Source organism: Actinomyces sp. zg296, from assembly GCF_009829695.1.
Taxonomy (GTDB): Bacteria; Actinomycetota; Actinomycetes; order Actinomycetales; family Actinomycetaceae; genus Actinomyces; species Actinomyces marmotae.
In genome coordinates, this window is record NZ_VWPG01000001.1 from 78,700 (window position 1) to 99,898 (window position 21,199).

Annotated in this window: 17 protein-coding genes; 8 read left to right on the forward strand and 9 right to left on the reverse strand. The window is 71.6% G+C overall.

Going from position 1 to position 21,199, the window contains the following annotated elements; translation table 11 throughout:
• Positions 1-54: 54 nt before the first annotated feature.
• Both GVV76_RS00315 and GVV76_RS00320 read right to left on the reverse strand, forming a co-directional pair.
• Positions 55-2,268, reverse strand: a complete 2,214-nt coding sequence (locus GVV76_RS00315; protein ID WP_159624084.1) for an NAD(+) synthase — start codon at positions 2,266-2,268, stop codon at positions 55-57.
• A 121-nt stretch (positions 2,269-2,389) separates the two neighbouring features.
• A complete protein-coding gene (locus GVV76_RS00320) occupies positions 2,390-3,400 on the reverse strand; it encodes a LacI family DNA-binding transcriptional regulator (protein WP_328703552.1) in 1,011 nt (336 codons plus the stop codon).
• Positions 3,401-3,488: 88 nt separating this feature from the next.
• Between GVV76_RS00320 and GVV76_RS00325 the strand changes: the two genes are divergently transcribed.
• Together GVV76_RS00325 and GVV76_RS00330 are read left to right on the forward strand one after the other, a co-directional pair.
• On the forward strand, positions 3,489-4,268 hold the full coding sequence (locus GVV76_RS00325) for an HAD family hydrolase (protein WP_159624086.1): 780 nt from the start codon (positions 3,489-3,491) through the stop codon (positions 4,266-4,268).
• Positions 4,265-5,104 carry a glycerophosphodiester phosphodiesterase family protein gene (locus GVV76_RS00330; RefSeq protein ID WP_201292162.1) on the forward strand — a complete coding sequence of 280 codons (840 nt, stop codon included), beginning with the start codon at positions 4,265-4,267 and terminating at the stop codon, positions 5,102-5,104. Before GVV76_RS00325 ends, GVV76_RS00330 begins: the two co-directional genes overlap by 4 nt.
• A 585-nt stretch (positions 5,105-5,689) precedes the next feature.
• On the opposite strand, the gene GVV76_RS00335 is transcribed toward GVV76_RS00330, so the two are convergent.
• A complete protein-coding gene (locus tag GVV76_RS00335; protein ID WP_159624088.1) occupies positions 5,690-8,437 on the reverse strand; it encodes an ATP-dependent Clp protease ATP-binding subunit in 2,748 nt (915 codons plus the stop codon).
• A gap of 256 nt (positions 8,438-8,693) precedes the next feature.
• Between GVV76_RS00335 and GVV76_RS00340 the strand changes: the two genes are divergently transcribed.
• The 4 genes from GVV76_RS00340 to GVV76_RS00355 all read left to right on the forward strand — a co-directional run bounded on the left by GVV76_RS00340 (position 8,694) and on the right by GVV76_RS00355 (position 11,490).
• Entirely contained in the window at positions 8,694-9,401 is a 708-nt protein-coding gene (locus tag GVV76_RS00340; RefSeq protein WP_159624090.1) for a hypothetical protein, read from the forward strand.
• A 165-nt stretch (positions 9,402-9,566) separates the two neighbouring features.
• On the forward strand, positions 9,567-10,523 hold the full coding sequence (locus GVV76_RS00345; RefSeq protein WP_159624092.1) for a hypothetical protein: 957 nt from the start codon (positions 9,567-9,569) through the stop codon (positions 10,521-10,523).
• Positions 10,524-10,660: 137 nt separating this feature from the next.
• Positions 10,661-11,086, forward strand: a complete 426-nt coding sequence (locus GVV76_RS00350; RefSeq protein WP_159624094.1) for an MmcQ/YjbR family DNA-binding protein — start codon at positions 10,661-10,663, stop codon at positions 11,084-11,086.
• A gap of 179 nt (positions 11,087-11,265) precedes the next feature.
• The gene (locus GVV76_RS00355) at positions 11,266-11,490 is read left to right on the forward strand and encodes an Rv0909 family putative TA system antitoxin (protein WP_159522486.1); all 225 of its coding nucleotides are present in this window, start codon (positions 11,266-11,268) and stop codon (positions 11,488-11,490) included.
• A gap of 156 nt (positions 11,491-11,646) precedes the next feature.
• Here GVV76_RS00355 and GVV76_RS00360 read toward each other — a convergent pair whose 3' ends face one another.
• The 4 genes from GVV76_RS00360 to GVV76_RS00375 form a co-directional block, all read right to left on the reverse strand.
• The gene (locus tag GVV76_RS00360; protein WP_159522485.1) at positions 11,647-12,480 is read right to left on the reverse strand and encodes an alpha/beta fold hydrolase; all 834 of its coding nucleotides are present in this window, start codon (positions 12,478-12,480) and stop codon (positions 11,647-11,649) included.
• Positions 12,473-13,102, reverse strand: a complete 630-nt coding sequence (locus tag GVV76_RS00365) for a DUF998 domain-containing protein (RefSeq protein ID WP_159624096.1) — start codon at positions 13,100-13,102, stop codon at positions 12,473-12,475. The genes GVV76_RS00360 and GVV76_RS00365 overlap by 8 nt, the downstream gene beginning before the upstream one ends.
• Complete coding sequence (gene lysX, locus GVV76_RS00370; RefSeq protein ID WP_159522481.1) at positions 13,099-16,311, reverse strand: bifunctional lysylphosphatidylglycerol synthetase/lysine--tRNA ligase LysX; 3,213 nt, start codon at positions 16,309-16,311, stop codon at positions 13,099-13,101. The genes GVV76_RS00365 and lysX overlap by 4 nt, the downstream gene beginning before the upstream one ends.
• Positions 16,312-16,554: 243 nt before the next feature.
• Positions 16,555-17,022: a hypothetical protein gene (locus tag GVV76_RS00375; RefSeq protein WP_159522479.1), complete on the reverse strand. Its 468-nt coding sequence runs from the start codon at positions 17,020-17,022 to the stop codon at positions 16,555-16,557.
• Between the two features lie 642 nt (positions 17,023-17,664).
• Between GVV76_RS00375 and GVV76_RS00380 the strand changes: the two genes are divergently transcribed.
• Both GVV76_RS00380 and GVV76_RS00385 read left to right on the forward strand, forming a co-directional pair.
• Positions 17,665-18,324: a response regulator transcription factor gene (locus GVV76_RS00380; protein ID WP_159522477.1), complete on the forward strand. Its 660-nt coding sequence runs from the start codon at positions 17,665-17,667 to the stop codon at positions 18,322-18,324.
• Positions 18,321-19,553 (forward strand): sensor histidine kinase, encoded by a 1,233-nt coding sequence (locus GVV76_RS00385; protein ID WP_159624098.1) that lies wholly within the window; start codon positions 18,321-18,323, stop codon positions 19,551-19,553. The genes GVV76_RS00380 and GVV76_RS00385 overlap by 4 nt, the downstream gene beginning before the upstream one ends.
• 5 nt (positions 19,554-19,558) lie before the next feature.
• Here GVV76_RS00385 and GVV76_RS00390 read toward each other — a convergent pair whose 3' ends face one another.
• Positions 19,559-20,002 carry a heat shock protein transcriptional repressor HspR gene (locus GVV76_RS00390; RefSeq protein ID WP_159522473.1) on the reverse strand — a complete coding sequence of 148 codons (444 nt, stop codon included), beginning with the start codon at positions 20,000-20,002 and terminating at the stop codon, positions 19,559-19,561.
• The gene (locus GVV76_RS00395; protein WP_159522471.1) at positions 19,999-21,030 is read right to left on the reverse strand and encodes a DnaJ C-terminal domain-containing protein; all 1,032 of its coding nucleotides are present in this window, start codon (positions 21,028-21,030) and stop codon (positions 19,999-20,001) included. Before GVV76_RS00395 ends, GVV76_RS00390 begins: the two co-directional genes overlap by 4 nt.
• Between the last annotated feature and the right edge of the window lie 169 nt (positions 21,031-21,199).

Genomic DNA, 21,199 nt, shown 5'->3' on the forward strand with positions numbered 1-21,199 from the left:
CAGCGACGAGACCGGTCGCAGGGGCCGGTCTCGGCGAGAGCGGCGGGCGGAGGACTAGGACTGGGGGACGTTGCGTTCGAGCTCGGCGATCCAGGCGGCACCGCTCGCGTCGGAGGGCATGCGCCAGTCCCCGCGGGGGGACAGCGACCCCCCGGCAACGACTTTCGGGCCGTTGGGCAGGGTCGAGCGCTTGAACTGGTTGGCGAAGAAGCGCTTGAGGAACAGCAGCTCCCAGCGCCGGATCTCCGGCAGCGCGTAGGCGACCCGATCCGCCTCGGGCAGGCCCTGCGGCCAATCGCCCTCGGAGGCGTTGGACCACGCCTTCTCCGCCAGGAAGGCGATCCGGCTAGGGCGCGAGCCCCTGCGCAGCACATGCCACAGGGTGAAGTCCTGGAGGGCGTAGGGGCCGATCCGCGATTGGGTGGACTGCATGGGCTCGTCCTGACTGCCGGGCACCAGCTCGGGGCTGATCTCGGTGTCGAGGATGGACAGCAGCGTGCGCCCGACGGCGTCGTCGAAGATCCGCTCGGCCACCACCCAGCGGATGAGGTGCTGGATGAGGGTCTTGGGGATCCCCGCGTTCACCCCGTAGTGGGCCATGTGGTCGCCCACGCCGAAGGTGCACCAGCCCAGCGCCAGCTCGGAGAGGTCCCCCGTGCCCAGCACGATCCCGCCACGGGCGTTGGCGATGCGGAACAGGAAGTCGGTGCGCAGTCCTGCCTGGACGTTCTCAAAGGTGACGTCGTAGACCTCGGGGCCGCGCTCGCCGCGCCCGTAGGGGTGCCCCATCTCAGTGAGCATCTGCGTGGCGGTGGGGCGGATGTCGAGCTCGGAGAAGGAGCAGCCGAGCCCGACGGCGAGGTCCTCGGCGTTGCGGCGGGTGGTGGCGCTCGTGGCGAAGCCGGGCATCGTGTAGGCCAGGATGTCGGAGCGGGGGCGGCCCAGGCGGTCCATGGCGCGGGCGGCCACGATGAGTGCCTGGGTGGAGTCCAGCCCCCCCGAGACGCCGATGACGATCCTGGGGTTGCCGATGGCGCGCAGGCGCTGGATGAGCGCCTCGACCTGGATGGAGTAGGCCTCGTAGCAGTCCTGCGCCAGGCGCGCCGGGTCGTCGGGCACGAAGGGGAAGCGGTCCACGCGCCGCCGCAGCCCGATATCCGTCCGAGGCGCGCGCAGGTCAGCGGCGGGGATCTCGATGCGCTCGAAGGCCCGCGGGTTGGCGAAGGAGGCGGGACCCGGGGCGTGCGCGCCACCGGCGGCGCGCGCTAGGGTGCGGGCGTTGTCCTCGAAGGTCCCCTGGCGCAGGCGCTCGGCGCGCATCCCCTCGATATCGACGTCGGCGATGGTGGCGCGCGGCCCGTCCGGGAAGCGCTCGGAGGAGCCGAGCAACTCGCCGTTCTCGTAGATCATGGTCTGACCGTCCCAGGCCAGGTCCGTGCTCGACTCACCCTGCCCGGCGGCCGCGTAGACGTAGGCGGCCAAGCCCCGGGCCGAGGAGGCGCGCGCCAGGAGGTGGCGGTCCTCGGCGCGGCCGACGGTGATCGGCGAGGAGGAGATGTTGAGCAGCACCGTGGCGCCCGCGAGCGCGGCCACGGACGACGGCGGGACGGGCACCCACATGTCCTCACAGACCTCCACGTGGAAAGTGAGGCCGGGGACGTCGACGACGTCGAAGAGCAGGTGAGGGCCGAAGGGCACGGTCGCGTCAGCGGTTCCCACGCCCCCCAGGCCCCCGGGCCCCCGCACTCCCCGCAGGCGCGCGCGGCGCTGGTCGGCCTCGGGGGCGTCGCCGGCGGCGAAGTGCCGGGCCTCGTAGAACTCGCGGTAGGTGGGCAGGTAGGACTTGGGGGCAACGCCGCGCACGGCCCCTCCGGCGATGACGACGGCGCAGTTGAACAGGCGGTTGCCCACGCGGATCGGGGCCCCGATGACGATCGCGGGGAGGAAGTCCTCGCTCGCGGCCCGGATGGTCTCGATGGCGGCGAGCGTCTCATCGAGGAGGACGTCGGCATGGAGGAGGTCGTCGATGGCGTAACCGGTCAGGCACAACTCGGGGAAGGCGGCGAGGCAGACGCCGTCCTCCCCGAGCGCCCGGGCCCGGTCGATGATGGCGGCGGCGTTCTCACCCGGGTCGCCGGGGACGACGGGCAGGGTGACGGCGGCGACGCGCGCGAACCCCTGGTCGTAGGCGGAGCGGAAGGCGATGCTCGGGCGGTCGGCGGCCTCGGCCTGCGGGGCCGCCGAGTCCTGGGTGTCCTGGGTTGCCATGCCCCGATCCTGCCATGATCCTGCCGCGATCCGACGCCGACTCGGGCCCGCCCGAGCGCCCCGGTCCACCCGGCCGGCCCGGTCCACCGCCCGCCGGGCCCGCGCCCCCTCGGACCGGGCCTCAGATGGAGGCGCGGCGCACGAGCCGCCCTGGCAGCAGGGTCTGGGCGGGCACGCTCTCGCCCCTCAGCATGGCCGCCAGGCGCTCGACGCCGACCCTCCCCATCTCCTCGAAGGGAAGCGCCACGCAGGTCAGGCCGGGGCGGAGCTGGGCGGGGGCGAGGTCCTCGTCGTCGATGCCGATGATGGCGACGTCGTCGCGCACGCGCAGGCCGCGCTCGCGCACGGCGTCGTAGGCGCCGATCGCCATCCTGTTGTTGCCGCACAGGAGGGCGGTCGTCCACGGGTTGGCGTCGAGGAGCTGGCCCGCGGCCCGGTAGCCGCCCTGGATGGTGCCGTACCCGACGGCGGTGGCAACGCCATCCCAGTCGATCCCGGCGCGCGTGAAGCTGGCCCGGTAGCCGTCGCGCCGCGGCTGGTTGCCGACATCGGCCCCGGAGATCTCGATGACGCCGATGTCCCGGTGCTCCCCGGTCAGGAGCGCATCGGCCTCAAGACGGGCGATGCGCTCCTCATCGGGGCGGACGCTGGGACGCCCGCCGTCCGATGACTGGCAGTTGACCAGGATCGTGGGGATGTCGCGGGCCTCGGCCGGCACGGCGACCTGGCCGCCGCTGGCGCGCGCCTGGAGGACGGCGCCCACCCGGTGCTCCAGGAGCGAGGCGACGGCGCGGCGGTCGTCCTCCGCGCGCCCCGTGGTGGGGATGAGGAGCAAGGGCATGCCCTCGCGCAAGGCGGCGTCCTGCATGCCGCGGATCATGGAGGAGGCCTGGGGTCCGGTGAGGATGTCGGTGACCACGCCCAGGGCGCTGCGGGAACGGGCCTGGACGAGGCGCGCCGTGCCCTGCGGCCGGTAGTCGAGGTCCTTCGCGGCCTGGAGGACCCTCGCCCGCGTGGCCTGGGGGATGCGCGAGTCCGGGCGGTCGTTGAGGACGAAGGAGACGGTGGTCCGCGACACCCCGGCGGCGCTCGCGATATCCGCCATCGTCGCCCGGCGCTCAATGCGGCTCACGGGCGGGCCTCCTCCCGGATCGATGCTGCCATCCCCACGATGCCATAGGAAAGCCCCATGGGCGCGCGCCGCGCGCTACGCTCGCGGGATGGCGATCACAGTTGCTCCCTCCCGTCCAGGCTTCACGATCCGGGCGGTCCTGTGGGACATGGATGGCACTCTCATGAACTCCCAACCGTTCTGGGATGAGGCCTTCGTCGCCCGCACCCGCGCGGCCGGGGGCACCCCCACCCCGAGGATCGTGGAGCGCCTCACCGGAGCCTCCATCGAGACGGTGCGGCGACTCATGGCGGAGACGGGAGCCGTCCCCGACTGGACAGACCCCGCCGCCGGGGCGCTCTTCGCCGCTATCGCCGACGACGTCGAGGCGCGCGTGGCGGCCGCCCCTCCCCTGCTCCCCGGGGCGGAGCGGATCACCTCGGCCCTGGCGCAGATCGGGGTTGCGCAGGCGATCGTGTCCGCCTCCCCCCGCCGGATCGTCGAGAGCGTGGCGCGCGCCCTCGGGGACGTGTTCGCCGTGACCGTCACGGGGGACGACGGCGCGGGCGCCAAGCCCGACCCCCTCCCCTACGCCACGGCGGTCGAGCGACTCGGCCTGACCCCCGCGGAGTGCGTCGTCGTGGAGGACTCGGCGACGGGCGCGGCCTCGGCCCGCGCCAATGGGATCCATGTGGTCCAGATCGGCGCGACCAAGTCGTTCCCCGCCGATCCCGGGCTCATCGCCGTGCCCGACCTGGCTTCGGTGACGCCCCACACCCTCCTGTGGGAGGAGTGGTGGAACGCCCCCGCTGGCAGTGCCGGCTGCGCTGACCGCGCTGCCACCGCTAGGCGCCGCGTCCCCGCCGGATCAGCGCCGGGGGCGCGATGACGGCCGTTGAGCGCCCCAGCCCCGCCCCTCCCTACGAGCCCCTCCCCCTCCCCCGGCCGGTGCCGGCGGGCACCCGGGTCGTGCTGGGCCATCGGGGCGCCCCCTCCCTCGCCCCGGAGAACACGCTCGCCTCGATCCGTCGCGCGGCGCGGGCGGGGGCCTCCTGGGTGGAGATCGACGTCGATGTCATCGGCGATGGGACGCCCATCGTCATCCACGACTCGACCCTGGACCGCACCACCGACCGCATGGGCCCCTACTACGCCCTGTCCCGGGAGGACCTGGAGGGCATCGACGCCGGGGCGTGGTTCATCGCCGAGGATGGCTCGCGCCCGTACGCCGGTGAGCCCCTGCCGACGCTCGGGCAGGCGCTGGGGGTGATCGCCGCTGAGGGCCTGAGCGTCAACGTGGAGATCAAGCCCTGCGAGGCGGGCGCGCGAGCCTGCGCGGATCTCGTCGACGCCGTCGCGGAGCATCTGGACCGATTGGCCTCCTGCGCGCCGAGCAGCCAGGTGGTGGTCTCTTCCTTCAACCCGCTGCTCCTGGAGCGGATGGCCCGGCGCCGCCCCGCCACTCGGCTCGCGCTCCTGATGGAGGCCGGGATGCCGGTCGGGGACTGGCGCAGCCGGGCGGAGATGCTGGGGGTTGAGGCGGTCAACCCCGCGGACGAGGGCCTGGAGAGGGCACTGGTCGAGGAGATCCGCGCCCTGGGCTACGGGGTCAATGTCTGGACGGTCAATTCGCCCGAGCGCGCTGAGGAGCTCTTCTCATGGGGCGCCTCAGGCATATTCACCGACCGGATCCACGAGCTCGGACGTCTCGTTACGGAAATGTGATCCCATGGGCGTCAGGGCCCCGATCTGGCGATTCTCCGCCGTTTTGAACGGACTGAGGCTCGGCGCGATCCCATTCCGCGCCAGCTTCTGAGACGCGAATGTGCTTCGCGGCGATCGGGTCGCATATGATGACGCCGTCGGGAAACGCCCCGGCACGAGGAGATCAGGGACTCCGATGACATGCCGCGGCGTTCGGGACTCGCGCGATTCAGGGACCGCGCCCCCGTACCCGACCGGGGCCCCGCACCGTGCTGAGGTGCGGGGCCCCCTTTTCATCCCTCACGGACGATGCATGTGAAATCGGGCATATGACGCTCGCGTTCTTCAGGACCGCCTCTTGCGTCAATAATTACGGAAAAATAACATCCTGATATGAATCCCGAATTTAGTGGGATGCCACCATCCTTACGGTCGTCTGACATACATGGCTGACGTTCAGGATCGCCCGCCACCCATACCCCTACAGGTATCCGGTGTCCGTTCACCCGCTCTCCTCTCAGGGCCGAGGGGAGGCGCCACGAGCGCTATGCGCGAGGGCGCGCCCGAGTTTTTCCTACCCGGGCGCGCCCTCGTGATGTGTCGCTCTTATGCGAGCGGCCCCGCTGGGGCGCTTGACGCGCTTGGCGCGCGCCCCTCGCCCACGGCGCGCAGGGCCAGGCCGGCGGCCGGGCCGTCAAGACTGAGATCGACGACGACCTCCTGCCCGTCAGCCACCTCACCGGACAGGATGAGCCTGGCCAGGCGGTCTCCGATCTCCCGCTGAACGAGGCGGCGCAGGGGCCGCGCCCCGAAGGCGGGGTCATATCCCTCGTCGGCCAGCCACTGGCGGGCGGCGTCGGTGACGGTGAGCGTGAGGCGCCGGTCCGCCAGGCGCTCCCCCATCCGGGCGAGCTGGATGTCCACGATCCCGCCCAGCTCCTCCTTGGTGAGCGGGTCGAAGACGAGGGTGTCGTCGAGCCGGTTGAGGAACTCGGGCTTGAAGTGGGCGCGGACCCGCGTCATCACCTCGTCGCGCTTCTCGTCGGGGCTGAGCAGAGGATCGATGAGGAACTGCGAGCCGAGGTTGGAGGTGAGCACGAGGATCGTGTTGCGGAAGTCCACGGTGCGCCCCTGCCCATCGGTGAGGCGGCCGTCATCGAGCACCTGGAGGAGCAGGTCGAAGACCTCGGGATGGGCCTTCTCCACCTCGTCGAGCAGGACCACGGAGTAGGGGCGGCGCCGCACGGCCTCGGTGAGCTGACCGCCCTCCTCGTAGCCGACGTACCCGGGAGGGGCGCCGACGAGCCGGGCCACCGAGTGCTTCTCGGAGTACTCGGACATGTCGAGGCGCACGATGGCGCGCTCGTCGTCGAAGAGGAAGTCTGCGAGAGACTTCGCCAACTCGGTCTTCCCCACCCCCGTGGGGCCCAGGAACAGGAAGGAGGCGGTGGGGCGGTCCGGGTCGGATACCCCGGCGCGCGAGCGCCGCACGGCATCGCACACGGCCGCGACGGCGGCCTTCTGGCCGATGAGCCTCTCCCCGATGATGCCCTCCATGTGGAGGAGCTTGGCGGACTCGCCTTGGAGTAGGCGCCCCACGGGGATGCCGGTCCAGGAGCCCACGACCTCCGCGATCTCAGCGGCGCCGACCTTCTCGGCGATCATCGGCTCAGCCGCCCCCGTGGCGTCTCGCGCGACGCCGTCAGGGCCGGCGACGGCGTGCTCGGCGGCCTCGGCCTGGCGGATCTGCTCCTCCAGGGAGGGCATCTCGCCGTAGCGCAGGCGGCCGGCCTCCTCGAAACGGCCCTCGCGCTCGGCGAGGTCGGCCTTGGTGCGCAACTCGTCGAGAGCGGCGCGCAGCTCGCCGATGCGGTTGTGGCCGGCCTTCTCGGCCTCCCAGCGGGCGGTCAGCCCGGCGAGCTCCTCAGAGGCGTCGGCAAGCTCGGCGCGCAGGCGCTCAAGGCGCTCACGGTCAGCGGCGGCCTCGACGGAATCCGCGCCGCCGCCCGTGGAAGTGCCATCACCGCCAGCGTTCCCGAGAGACTCGGCGAGGTAGGACTCCTCCATGCGCATGCGGTCCACACGACGGCGCAGGGCGTCGATCTCCTCGGGACTGGAGTCGAGCTCCATGCGCAGGCGGGAGGCGGCCTCGTCAACGAGGTCGATGGCCTTGTCGGGCAGCTGGCGGCCGGTGATGTAGCGGTCGGACAGGGCGGCGGCGGCCACGAGGGCGCCATCGGAGATCGTCACCTGGTGATGGGCCTCGTACTTGGGGGCGATGCCGCGCAGGATCGCGACGGTGTCGGCCACGCTCGGCTCGTCGACGAGGACCTGCTGGAAGCGGCGCTCAAGGGCGGGGTCCTTCTCGATGCGCTCGCGGTACTCGTCTAGGGTGGTGGCGCCGACGAGCCGAAGCTCACCGCGGGCGAGCATGGGCTTGAGCATGTTTCCGGCGTCCATGGAGGAATCAGCGCCCGAGCCCGCTCCCACGACAGTGTGCAGCTCATCGATGAAGGTGACGACCTCGCCGTCGGAGTCCTTGATCTCGGCCAGGACAGCCTTGAGGCGCTCCTCGAACTCGCCGCGGTACTTGGCGCCGGCGACCATGCCGGCCAGGTCGAGGGAGATGAGGCGCTTGCCGCGCAGTGAGTCGGGGACGTCGCCGGCGACGATGCGCTGGGCGAGGCCCTCGACGACGGCGGTCTTGCCCACGCCGGGCTCGCCGATGAGGACCGGGTTGTTCTTGGTGCGCCGGGACAGGACCTGCACGAGGCGGCGGATCTCGGCGTCACGGCCGATGACGGGGTCGAGCTTGCCCTCGCGGGCGGCCTCGGTCAGGTCGGAGCCGTATTTCTCCAGCGTCTTGTAGGTGCCCTCGGGATTGGGGGAGGTGACGCGGGCGCCGCCGCGCAGGGCGGGCAGGGCGGCGCGCAGGGCGTCGGGCGTGGCGCCCTCGGCGCGCAGGAGCGAGGCGACGGGGTCGCCGGAGGCGCCCGCCGCCAATCCGATGAGGAGCATCTCGGCGGAGATGTAATCGTCCCCGGCGGTCTTGGCCTCGCCAGCGGCGGTCTCAAGGGCGGCGAGGAGCGCCCTCGAGGGCTGGGGCTGGGAGACGGTCGAGCCCGAGGAGGCGGGCAGGGAGGTGAGGACGCGGCGGCAGGCCGCGCCAATGCGCTGTCGCCGGGCAGGGTCCGAGTCGACGGCGGTGAGCAGGGCCAGAGCCGTGGAGTCCTCGGAGCCAAGGAGTTCGGCGAGCAGGTGGGCCGTGTCCACCTGGGGGTTGCCGGCGGCGGCCGCCGCCTGCATCGCCCCGGAGATCGCCTCCTGGGAGCGAGTGGTGTAGTTGGTGTCCATGCGGTTCTCCTTGGGGTTTCATGCCTGGTGGGCGAGTCCGGGCGGGAGGGGCCCGGGAGGGGCCGTGACGCGGGCCGCTCCCTCCGAGCACCTCAACCGCCGACGAGTTGAGTCTATTCCACTCAACTTTCGCGCGCGCCGGGGCGCCTCTTCCTCGATGGGGAGATCTTCCCAGGTCCGCGCCTCAAGACGGCGGGACGGGAACAGCGCGGCCCGGGATAAGGTGACCGCACGTCGTTACCCTGAGGAGATCTTCATGAAGATGACCCGTCCCCTGGCCACCGTCGCGGCGCTCGCACTGACGCTCCCGCTCGCGGCATGCTCCTCCGACAAGTCCGAGGACGCCAGCCCCACCAGTTCCGCAACTGCCACGACCGCCACCGCGATGGCTTCAGCCGACGCGATGGCCGGCTCCAGTTCGGCCGCCCCGGCCGCCTCGGCCGACGGCCAGGAGGTGACCGCCTCAACCGCCGGCGTCACCTTCCTCGCCCCCAGTAACTGGATGGTCCTCTCCGACCCGTCCAACCTGGATGAGAACACCCTGAGCGCGGCCGCGAAGGCGGTTGGCCAGGACCCGGCAATCTACAAGGCCAACTTGAAGCAGGTTGACCTGCTTGTCTCGAGCACAGAGGTCAAGGAGATCGGCAGCACCCCCTTTACCGACAGCATCCTCGTCGCCCGTCAGACCCTCCCCGGGTCACAGGTGCCAGCGGACGAGATGAGCGCGGCTCAATTCGCCAAGGTAACCGGCGCGAGCAGTATGACGAAGTACGAGAAGGTCAGCACCACCAATGGTGAGGCCACCGTGGTCCACTACGGCGTCACGGTGAAGGATGGCACGGCCTACGGGGCCGTCGTCTTCGCCCCCGCCTCCGACGGCGACTACGCGGTCATCACCATCAACGCCACCGAGGCCTCCACGGTCAACGAGCTCGTCACCCAGGTGACCAGCAGCGTCAAGTGACGCCCCATCCTTGATCCCTTCTCCCGCTGAGGAGACCCGCCCCGGCGCGCCCCTTCGGCTCGCCGGGGCGGATCATCCCCTCGACACCACCACCCCGCCAGCGCCCCCAGCCTCAGGCGGCCTTCGGCGCCGCTCTTAGTCCCCCGAACCCCCTAGGATCAACACATGTCCCAGTACCCTCCGAATGGGCAATACCCCGGTCAGTATCCGGGGCAACACCCCGGCCAGCCCGCCTCGCCCGCCTCGCAGCAGCCCACCCAGGCCTACCCATGGCACGGCCAGACCCACCCGGGCCATCCCCAGGCGGGCTACGGCTCCGGCTACCAGCCCGGGCTCACCCCCTCCTCCCACATCGGGGCCCAGACGGGAGCCCAAGGCCCCTTCCAGCCCGTCGACCCCGCCTTCGGCTATGGCGGCCCCAGCCAGGGCCCCCACCAGCCCCAGAAGAGCACCGGGCTCATTGTGGGCATCGTCAGCGCCGTCGTCATCGGCCTCATCGCCAGCAGCGTCGGCGCCTTCCTCCTCCTGCGCGGCGACGACGACGCCGCCAACGCCACCGCAACCGCCCAGGGAACGAGCGCCCACCCCGAGTCCGCCGACACGGCCACCCGCGCCAAGCGCCCCTCGGAGTCGCCAGCGCCGTCAGCGACCCCGGGTGCGGCGGCGGGCTCACAGGAGGTCACCGGCCCGGCCACGGGCGTGACCTTCTCGGTCCCCAAGAACTGGACCACCGGGGTTGGCGGAGCCCCCGACCCGGGCGGCATTCTCACTGCCGACATCACCTCCGACCTTGACGCCTACGCCTACAGCGGTTCGGGGCTCAAGCAGGTGCAGCTCCACAAAGACGTCGAGTCGTTGAGCAGCGCCCTGAGCGAGGACCTGCTCAAGGCGGCCCTCTCCCAGCAGCCGGGCACGACCTTCTCCTCATACGAGAAGTTCACGACCCCCAACGGCGATGGCGCCATGGCGTATTTCACGGTCAATCAGGATGGGATCACCATTTACGGCGCCCTCATCACGCCCAAGACCAGCTCAGGAGGGTACGCGACGCTCACAACCGTGGCCTTCACAGAGGCGCAGAGCAAGGAGTTGACTCAGAGCGTCATCGCCTCGATCCGCTGAGCGCTCGCGCCCGGCGCTCATCGACTGGCGCGTTTCGCTCCGACAGGCGCGTCCTGCCCGCACCACTCGGAGCGCAGCGCACCAGTGGGGGCGCATCGCACCGGTGAGCGCCTGCGCCAGAGACGTAGCCTTCTGCCATGACATCCGCCGAACCGGCCCTCGACCGGGCCTCGGAGCTGCTCGACTACGCCGCCACGCTCCCCGGGGCATGGGTGGGGCACAAGCCCGAGTGGAACACGAGCGTGGCGAGCATCGGGCCTCGGCTCTTCGCTCTGCTCCTGACCCACACCGACGGCCGGCTCATCGTCAACGTCAAGCTCGATCCGGAGGACGCCGTCGCTGTGCGCCGCTCGATCCCCTGGACGGAGCCCGGATTCCACCAGGCGAAGAAGCACTGGGTGAGCATCGACCTCACCGCGCCGGGATACGACGCCACCACCGCCCACGAGCTCGTCGAGGACTCCTACCGGCTCGTCCACTCACTGCTCCCCCGCGCCGTCCGTGGGGCCCTGCGCCTGGCCGTCGCCGCCGGGGAGGCGCCGCGGCCCACCTGGCAGTGGTGATCCCGGGTGATTCCGAGCGCCCTGGGCGAGCCGCGGCACCGGTCGGGCCCAGCCACCTCCTCGCGCTTCCCGTGACAGGGCGAGGAACTCGTCGGCTTGCCCGATGGGACTGTGTCTGATTCCATCAGGTCAGACGCCGCGCCGCCCGGCGCTGCGTCCCCCGAGGAAGGGAGCACATCATGGGAATCGATGACCTCAAGGACAAGGCCGGCGACCTCGCTGGCAAGGCGGGCGACCTCGCCCACAAGGCCGGCGACGCCCTCAAGAGCGACAAGGCCGAGGCCGTCAGCGACAAGGTCCTTGGCGCCGCCGCTGGCGCCGCCAAGAAGGTCACCGGCGGCAAGTTCGACGAGAAGATCGACTCCGCCGTCGAGGCCGCCGACTCCAAGATCGGCAACGAGTGACGACCCGCGGCGCGGCGGTGCTGTGACGCGCTCGTTCTGACGAGCGCGGCCGTGCGGCCGCCACGACCTGGGGCCCCGCACCACGCGTGCGGGGCCCCACGCGCGTTGGGGACGGTGGCGCGGGCGCCTCGCGCCGCGTCCCACCGCGCCGCCGCGTCACGACGCGGTGGCCTGGCTGAGGTCGTCGACGGCGCGGGCGATCTCCCCGGGAGCGTCGAGCATCATGAGGTGGCACGAGCCCGGTAGCCGCCGGATCTCCAGATGGGAGAAGGCGGAGGCGAGGGCCTCCTCCTGACTGGCGGAGTGGAAGGGCTTGCCGTCCAGGAGGATCGCGGGCACCGCCGCGGGCGCCGCCTGCTCGGCTCGCAACGCGGCCAAGTCCGCGGCCTGGCCGCCGTAGGAGACGAACTCGGCAGCCGAGGCCGCCAGCGCCTCAGGGGAGTCATGGCAGGCGCGCCACAACTCGTCGTCGAGGACCTCGGGATGGGAGGTCTCATGACGCATCCCGTAGCGGACCGCGGCCGCCGCGAGGCGCCGCACCGGCTCGACCCGGACCGCCGAGCCCAGCGCGCGGGCTATCCCCGCCGCCCCCGCGCGGCGCAGATAACCGGAGCGGGCGCTCACCTCGACCGCCGGGTCGGCGAGCACGATCCCCCGCGCCGAGCGGGGGTGGAGACGGACCAGCGCCTCGGCCTGGAAGGCGGCCATGGAGTGGGCGACCACGATCGCCGGGGCGTCGTCGCCGATGATGCGGGCGAGGATCCCGGCCTCCTGGCGCAGATCGGGGAGGCCGTCATTAACGGTGCCGCAGCGGCCGGGCCGGTCGACGGCGATGATGGCGCGCCCGGGCAGGGCCTCGACGACGGCGTCCCAGGCCACCGAGGCCAGCCCGCACCCGTTGAGCAGGACCACGGTGGGCCCCTCGCCCGGGCGGCGGTGGACGGTGTGCTCGGCGAACCGGCTCTCCCACCGATCCTGCGCGTCAGTCATGCTGCTCCTGAGGTAGCCGCCACGCCAAGTAGGCGATCCAAAGCGAGCATAAGAGGATCTGCACGACCTGGATGGGGCCCTGCGCGCCGGGGAGGGCGTAAGGCGCCGCCGCGCTGATGAGCAGCAGCACTGTCACCAGCCCGGCCAGCCAAGCCGCCTGTCGTGCCCGCAGGGTCCACCCATCGCGGGCCGCGAGCGCCAGGGCGACGATGGCGATCATGGCGACCTCCGCCGTCGAGGTGATGGCGGAGGCCGCCTCATGCAGGTGCCGCTCAATGCTCGGCATGGCGGCGCAGGCGTCGTCCCAGCTCTCAGCGCAGGGCAGGTTGAAGATGATGTCAAGGGCCGTGCCCACGGCCACCACCAGCAGGGAGAAGCCGAGACGACGGCTCCAGCGGGCGCCGAGCCAGGCCTGCCAGCCCCGCCTGCCCAGGAGGCCGGTGATCGCAAAGACGACGGCGGCGGCGATGTCGGCGGCGCGGAAGAACCAGGCGAAGGGCTGGTCATCGGCGGCGAGCTCGGAGACGTACCCCAGGAGGGCGTCAGGGCGGCCGTTGAGGGGCCAGGCGAGCCAACTGTTGTAGAGGACGACGGATCCGACCGCCAGGAACCAGCGCCTCACCGGCCCGGCCTCACCAGCGGGAAGGCGATGGTCTCGCGGATGGAGGCGCCGGTGAGCATCATGACGAGGCGGTCCAGGCCCATGCCCAGGCCGCCCGAGGGCGGCATGCCCTGCTCCAGCGCGGCGAGGAAGGCCTCATCGAGCTCCATGGCCTCCAGGTCCCCTCCTGCGGCGGCCAGGGACTGGGCGGTGAGCCGCTCCCGCTGGATGACGGGGTCGACGAGCTCGGAGTAGGCGGTGCCGACCTCCGAGCCGAAGATGATGAGGTCCCAGCGCTCGGCCAGGCGGGCGTCGCGCCGATGCTGGCGGGTCAGCGGTGAAGTGTCAGCCGGGAAGTCGGCGAAGAAGGTCGGCTCCACCGTCGTGCCCTCAGCCAGGTGCTCGTAGAGCTCCTGCATCATCGTCCCCCACCCCCACTTGGGGTCGTAGGGCATGTCGATGCTCTCCGCGTGGCGGCGCAGCGCGGCCACCGGGGTGTCGGTGCCGATCTCCTCGCCGAGAGCCGCGGAGACGGCCTCGGCGATCGTCACAGTGCGCCAGGGCGCGGCGAGGTCGATCTCGTGCTCGACGCCGCCCACGCTCCCCCGCACGATCGTCGAGCCGGTCGCGGCCCGGGAGGCCGCAATGACCATGTCCCGCATGACATCCTTCATGACGTTGTAGTCGGCGTGCGCCTGATAGGCCTCGAGCATCGTGAACTCGGGGTTGTGGGTGGCGTCGGCGCCCTCATTGCGGAAGTTGCGCCCGATCTCGAAGACCCGCTCCAGGCCGCCCACCATGAGCCTCTTGAGGTAGAGCTCAGGGGCGATGCGCAGGTAGAGGTTGAGGTCGTAGGCGTTGATGTGGGTGCGGAAGGGCCGGGCGTTGGCGCCGCCGTGGACGGGCTGGAGGATCGGGGTCTCGACCTCCAGGTAGTCGCGCCCCAGAAGGGTGGAGCGCACGGCCTGGATGGCGGCCGAGCGGGAGCGCACCATCTCCCGCTGGCGCTGGTTGACGATGAGGTCCACGTGGCGCAGGCGCACTCGCGCCTCGGGGTTCTGGATGCCGTGGCGCTTGTCCGGCAGGGGGCGCAGCGCCTTGGAGGTCATCATCCAGGAGTCGGCGAGCTGGCTGCGCGTGCCCGTGCGGGAGTCTCCGATCTCGCCGACGACGGCGATCTGGTCCCCGCTGCTCACCAGGCGCCGGAAGGAGGCGAGGGACTCGGCCCCGGCGCGCCCGGCCTCGAGGATGATCTGGAGATCACCGCTGGCGTCGCGCAGCGTGGCAAAGATGACGCCGCCGTGATCGCGGATCGTCAGCACGCGCCCGGCCACGGAGCAGGCGCCCTCAGCGGTGGCACAGGTGGCGTCAACCATCACCGACGCGGGGTAGGGATCGATGCCATCGGCGATCATGGCCTCGCGGGTGGCGGCGCGGGCGATGAGCTGGTCGGAGCGCTTGGGCTCCGGGCGGGCGATCGTCGATCCGGCGGTGACGGCCAGGAGCGCGGCGGACTCCTGAGCGCTGCGCTGGTCCTGGTCCGGGATGGGGCAGAGCCATCGGGGCGCGTTGACGAAGCCCTCCGCGACACCCATGGCCGCGGCGACCCGGGTGAAGTCGCTCGGGTCGGGGTAGCAGATGAGGCGCGGCACCCATTCCGGGTCGTACTTGGCATTGGAGCGGTAGAGGGCCTCAAGCTGCCACCAGTGCGAGGCGAGCAGGAGGACGCGCCGCCACAGCCGCTGGATGGGTCCGGCGCCGATCCGGGAGCCCTCGGTGAAAGCCGAGCGGAAGACGGCGAAGTTGAGGGAGACGCGGTGGATGCCGAGCTCGCGGCCGTCGTTCATAAGCGCGGCGACCATGAACTCGGTGACGCCGTTGTCCACCTGGGGATGGCGCCGCATGACGTCGAGGCTGACGCCGTCGGCGCCCCAGGGGGCGAAGGAGAGCAGTCCGGCGATCTTCCCGCGCTCATCGCCCTCGGGGAAGAGGGCCTCCACCATGATGCACTCGCCGTCGGAGGGATCGGCGAAGCGGCCCAGCGCCATGGAGAAGCCGCGCTCGGGCTCGCCGTCGAGCCAACGACCGGCTAGGCGGGACAGCTGCTCCAACTCCGCGGTGGGGATCGAGGCGTGGCGCCGGATGCGGGTGGTGTAGCCGAGTTCGGTGAGTTTCAGGACGGCGCGGCGCACCTCGGGAAGGTTGTTGATGCCGAAGGAGGCGGTGGACAGGATGGCCTCGTCGCCCAGGCGCAGGGCGCGCAGGCCGGCCTCGGCGTAGGCCCGGGCGCCGGCCTCGGAGGCCCCGATGACGGCGGGCACCCAGCCGTAGGACTCGGCATGGCGCTTGAAGGCCAGGGCGGAGGCCGGCCAGCCGGCGGGATCGCCCAGTGGGTCGCCGGAGGCGAGGGCAACGCCCAGGCCCACCCGGTAGACGACGCCGCCGTGCTCGGTGAGGAACGCGGACTTGTCCCGCCGGGTGGCGAAGTAGCCGAGGGAGTCGTTCGGGCTGGCGGCCAGGAGCTCGCGCACGCGGGTCTCCTCGTCGACGCTCAGGCGCGCCTCGCTGCGCTGGGATCGCAGCATGACAGCGAAGGCCATCAGGAAGCTGAGGGCGAGGCCCAGGCCGACGAGCGCGAAGAGCAACTCGGGCACCGGTGAGGGGGTATCGGGATCGCTGACGAGCTCGAGGAGGAATCCCTTGACCTGGTTGATGCCGATCCCCGTGTAGAAGAAGGCGCCCAGAATCCCCACCTGGAGGACGATCGCGATGCTCACGATGAGGACGAGGAGGACCCGCCCAGCGTTGCCGCGCGGTGAGCGCACCGTGAAATCCCGTCGGTGGCTCACCAGGACGATGAGCAGAGCGATGAGGATGAGCAGGTTGATGGCCAGGGCCCATAGGGTCTCCTCAGTGAAGACGACATTGGGCGGGGCCAGGTGGAAGGAGGCGAGCAGGCTGGTGAAGACCAGCAGGCTGAATACCACGCCGATGACCATGATGATCCACGCCGCGCGCTTGCGCCTGGCGATGCCGGAGGCCAGGAGCAGGAGGATGACGCCTGAGAGCCAGTCGACGTTGGGAACGGGGATAAGCCAGTTGATGAGGCCGCCAAGGGCTCTGCCGATCCCGGGCGCCGTGCCGAGGAAGGTGTAGAGGAGGCAAACGAGTCCCGCGGCGAACAGGTATCGGGACAGAAGGCGGGCGGCGCTGGGGGCGCGGTTGGTCACGACCGTCCTCCTCGGGTAGCGGTGTTGGGGGCAGGGAACATGACGGGATTCTCTCCCAGGACGGGGGATCGGGCGTCATCGCGATGAATGACGCTGCTGGGGGACGGTCCGCCGCGAGGATGACCGAAGGCTGTCGCCCCCCGCGCGATGCGGGAGGCGACAGCCCTCACGATCAGCGCGCCGCGCACGACGAGGCAGGAGGAGCGCCTCCGTCCTCGGAGCGGGCAGTCACGGCGCGGCGGCTCAGCGCCGGGCGCCGTTGCGAGCGATGTCGAGCAGGAGGCGCAGGGTCAGCAGGGAGACCAGGGACAGGCCCGCCCCGCCGATGCCGCGCACGAGGATGGCGTCCCACCAGGACACGGTGATCAGCTTGGCCTTGGAGTAGGCGGAGCCGAACTCGACGCCGGTGGCGGCGTCGATGATGCCGGTGAGGAACCACAGGGCCCAGGCCACGATCACGCCGATCACCGCGAACTGCATGATCTGCTTGCTGTGCCTGGCGCTGAAGTCGGTGGTGCCGTCGAGAAGGGCGCTGAGCATCGAACTGCCCGCAGGCTTGGCCGGGACGGGCTGGCCGGGCATCTGCTGGCCAGGGACGTACTGCGCCGGCTGGGGCTGCTGGTACTGGGCCTGGTACCCACCGGGGACGCCGGGCGCGGAAGGCGCGGACTGCGGCTGGTAGGGCTGGCCGGGTGTCATCGGCTGAGACATTGTGGGATCTCCTTGATTGGGGTGACCGCATCAGACTACAAGGTCCTCAAGCGGTCATGACATGATGCTCCGCACAGCGCCTAAGGCCCCGGGGACGAGGGCCCCGCACTGAGTTGTGCGGGGCCCTCGCGGGGTCCCGGCCCACCTGAGCCCCTCTCCCGTGCGCCCACGACGCCCATCACCGCAGTCCGGCGTCGTCAGCGCGAAGGCTCACAGTGGTTTCGCCGGGACGTCTCTATCGCCTCCCCTCGGGTTTCCCGGCTCCCCCCTACCGCGCGTTGAGCACAGCGGTCGGAGGAGTGCGGGAGGCTCGAACGGCCGGGTGCGCCCCGGCCGAAGCGCCGATGACGATCACGCGGCCCAAGGTGATGCCCCGGGCGTTGAGGCTCATCTTCATGGGAAAGGGTCCTTTCGGCCGCGTCAGGGGGATGCCCCTTCGATCAAGACGCAGCCAACCGGTGACGGCGTTGTCGGGGCGTTCAAGGATTCGCTTACGCCGCCGCAACACGCGGTGTCACCCCAGGGGCAGGGCGACAATGCGGGCCGCGAGCGGGTAGACAAAGGGGCATAACCTCAGCCGGGGCCCCGGGCCAGGCCCTGCGACGGGAGATCGACCGAGCCCACAGCGAAGGAGACAGGACAATGCGTGTGCTCGTCGTGGAGGATGAGGAGTACCTCGCCGAGGCCATTGCCACCGGGCTGCGGCGTGAGGCGATGGCGGTGGACGTCGTCGGCGACGGGGCCAGCGCCCTGGAGCGGGTGGCGACCAACGACTACGACATCATCGTCCTGGATCGTGATCTTCCTATCATCCACGGCGACGAGGTCTGCCGACGGGTGGTCAATGAGCACCCCGAGGTCCGCATCCTCCTGCTCACCGCGTCCCGGACCCTGGACGCGCGCGTGGGCGGCTTCGAGTTGGGCGCGGACGACTACCTCACCAAGCCCTTCGAGTTCCCCGAGCTGGTGGCGCGGCTGCGGGCCCTGGGGCGGCGCATCCACCCCGCGCGCACCCCGATCATCGAGGCGCACGGGGTGCGTCTGGACCCCTTCCGCCGGGAGGTCACCCGGGAGGGGCACTTCATCCGCCTGAGCCCCAAGGAGTTCGCGGTCCTCCAGGTCCTCATGGAGGCCGACGGCGGGGTCCTCAGCGCCGAGACGCTTCTGGAGAAGGCGTGGGACGCCAACGCCGACCCCTTCACCAACTCCACCCGGGTGACGATCTCCCACCTGCGCCGCAAGCTCGGTAAGCCGTGGGTCATCCAGACGGTGCCCGGCGCGGGCTACAGGTTCAGCGCATGATTAGACGGGAGGTGGTGGCCGGCGACGGACGGCGCGCGGCCGAGCGGGCCACCGCGGCCCCGGGCGGGAGGAAGCGCTCGCGTCGCCCCAAGCGGCTGAGCATCCGCACCCGCCTGACGCTGACCTACTCCGGCCTGGTGATGGCGGCCGGCGCGGCGCTTATCGCCGTCGTCTACATCTACACCCGATACGTCGCGCTCCAGATCAATATCAACGCGCCCACGAAGGACGGCACCGTCCCCCCGGCCGCGCAGACCACCGCGGCCCCCCAGGTCGACACGAACCTCTTCGAGCTGCTCAGCAGCATCATGCATTCGGCCGTCGGCGTGCTGGCGCTGCTCGTGGTGCTCTCGGGAACCGTGGGCTGGGTCCTGGCGGGGCGGATGCTGCGGCCGCTGTCGTCGATGAACACGGCCGCCAATCTCGCCGCCTCGGGAGACCTCAGCCAGCGCCTGGCCCTGGTCGGGCCGCATGACGAGATTCACGACCTGGCGGACACCTTCGACCACATGCTGACCTCCCTGGAGCGGTCCTTCTCCGCGCAGCGGCGCTTCGCCGCCAACGCCTCGCACGAGCTGCGCACGCCCCTGGCGACGACTCAGACCATGATCGAGGTGGCGTTGTCCGACCCGAGCGCCTCAGCCGAGGACCTGCGCCGGGTCCTGGGCCGCGTGCTGGAGGCCAACTGCTCTCACCGGGAGACGATCGACGCCCTGCTGGACCTGGCGGACGCCCAGTCGGGCAGGCTCGCCCGCGAGGACGTGGACATGGAGGCGACGGTCCGCGACGCCCTGGGGCTCCTCGCCCCGCAGATCGCCGAGCGCGGGCTGAGGCTGTCCACCCACCTGCTGCCCGCCCGGGTCCCCGGCGACCCGGTGCTGCTGCGCCAGGGGGTGACCAACCTGCTGCGCAACGCCGTGCGTTACAACAACGACGGCGGGCGCATCACGGTGGGGATGGCGCACCTGGCCGACGGCGTGCGGCTGACGATCCGCAACGACGGGGCCCAGGTACCGCCCCAGAGCGTCGAGTCTCTGCGCGAGCCCTTCGTGCGCGGCGAGGGCCGGGGCCGCACCCGGGGCTCGGGGCACGGCCTGGGGCTGGCCATCGTCACCGCGCTGGCCACCGCCCACGGCGGCCAGTTGAGCCTGAGCGCGAACCCCACGGGTGGGATGACGGCCATTCTGGAGATTCCCGGCGAGGAGGCGCGGGCCGAGCCGCAGCGCTGAGCGGCTCAGGCCTGCGTGCCGGGGCGGCCCGTGGCCCCCGGGAACCGGCGGCCGGCGGCGAGGACCTGGACCTCGCCGTCGGCGGCTGCGGCGAAGATCCGCTGGACCGCCGCATGGCGCAGCCGCAGCAGGCGGTTCTCGTCCTCCAGGTCCTCCAGACGGGCCTCAAGGGCGAGGATTCGGGCGATGCCCTCCAGGTTGACGCCCTCCTGGCTCAGCGCCTGGATGCGGCGCAGCTGCTCGACGTCGCGGTGGGAGTAGCGCCTCCCCCGCCCGGGCGTCCGGGCGGGGCGCACGAGGCCGAGGCGGTCGTACTGGCGCAGGGTCTGGGGGTGCATGCCGGCGAGCTCGGCGGCCACGGAGATGACGTAGACGGCGCGGTCGGCCGCGTCGTCGGCGAGGAAGCCGAGGCCCTGCCCGGTGACGCGCGAGGCTCGCCGAGCGCTCATCGCGCGGCCTCCTCCCTCAGCGTGGCGCGCGGGTCAGTGCCGCCCATGGCCGCGTCGAAGTCCTCGAGGGCCTTCTTGGCGGCCTTCGAGAGCTTCTTAGGCACGGCCACCTCGACGGTGACGAGCAGGTCGCCCGTGCGCTTGGCGGTGGCGATGCCCGCGCCGGGGATCCGCATGACTGTCCCCGAGGGGGTCCCCGGCTTGATGCGGACCTTCTTGGCGCCCCCGTCCAGGAGCGGGACCTCGACGTCGGCGCCGAGCGCGGCCTCGGCCAGCGAGACGGGCAGGCTCATGCGCAGGTTGGCGCCGTCGATGGAGTAGACGGGGTGCTTGGCCACGGAGATCGTGACGATCATGTCCCCATTGGGGCCTCCGTGGTTGCCGGGGCGGCCCTTGCCGGCCAGGCGGATCCTCTGCCCGTCGTGGACGCCGGCGGGGATGCGCACGGTCATGGTGCGCTTGTCAGCGGTGAGCTCGACGGTGGTGCCGGCCACGGCGTCGCGCAGGGACAGCGTCGCGCTGGTGATGACGTCGGGGCCCTTGGTGGCCTCCGGCGCGCCGCCGAAGCCCCCGAATCCCCCGAAGTTGAAGGCGCCGGGGCGGCCGTTCCTCCGGGTGGGGCTGGGCGTGCCGCCGAACATGCGCAAGAGCTCATCGAGGTCGGGCTCGGCGCCGCCGCCCGCGCCGCCGGTGGAGAAGCGGACGTTGCCGCCCCCGCCGAACATGGAGGACAGGATGTCCTCGAAGCCTCCCCCGCCGCCGGCGCCCCCGGCGGTGAACCGGGCACCGCCGCCGGTCATGTTGCGAATGGCGTCGTACTGCTCGCGCTCCTTGGCGTCGGACAGGACCGCGTAGGCCTCACCGACCTCCTTGAAGCGCTCGGCGGCGACGGCGTCGTCGGGGTTGCGATCGGGGTGGTACTGCTTGGCGAGCTTGCGGTACGCCTTCTTGATGGTCGCGGAGTCGGCGTCCTTGGCGACGCCGAGGACCGCGTAGAAGTCCTTGGTCATCCAGTCCTGGCTGGCCATGGGTCACCTCCTCCTCACTGGGGTGATCGTTGGTTCGTTCCTTGTGGCCGCGCGCCGCCCGGTGGGGCGAGCGCGGGCCCGGTGGCGGGGGGGGGCGCCGGGGGGGGCCCCGCCCCCCCCCCCGACCCCACCCCCCGGGTGCCGGCCGGGGGGGAACCCGGACACCCGG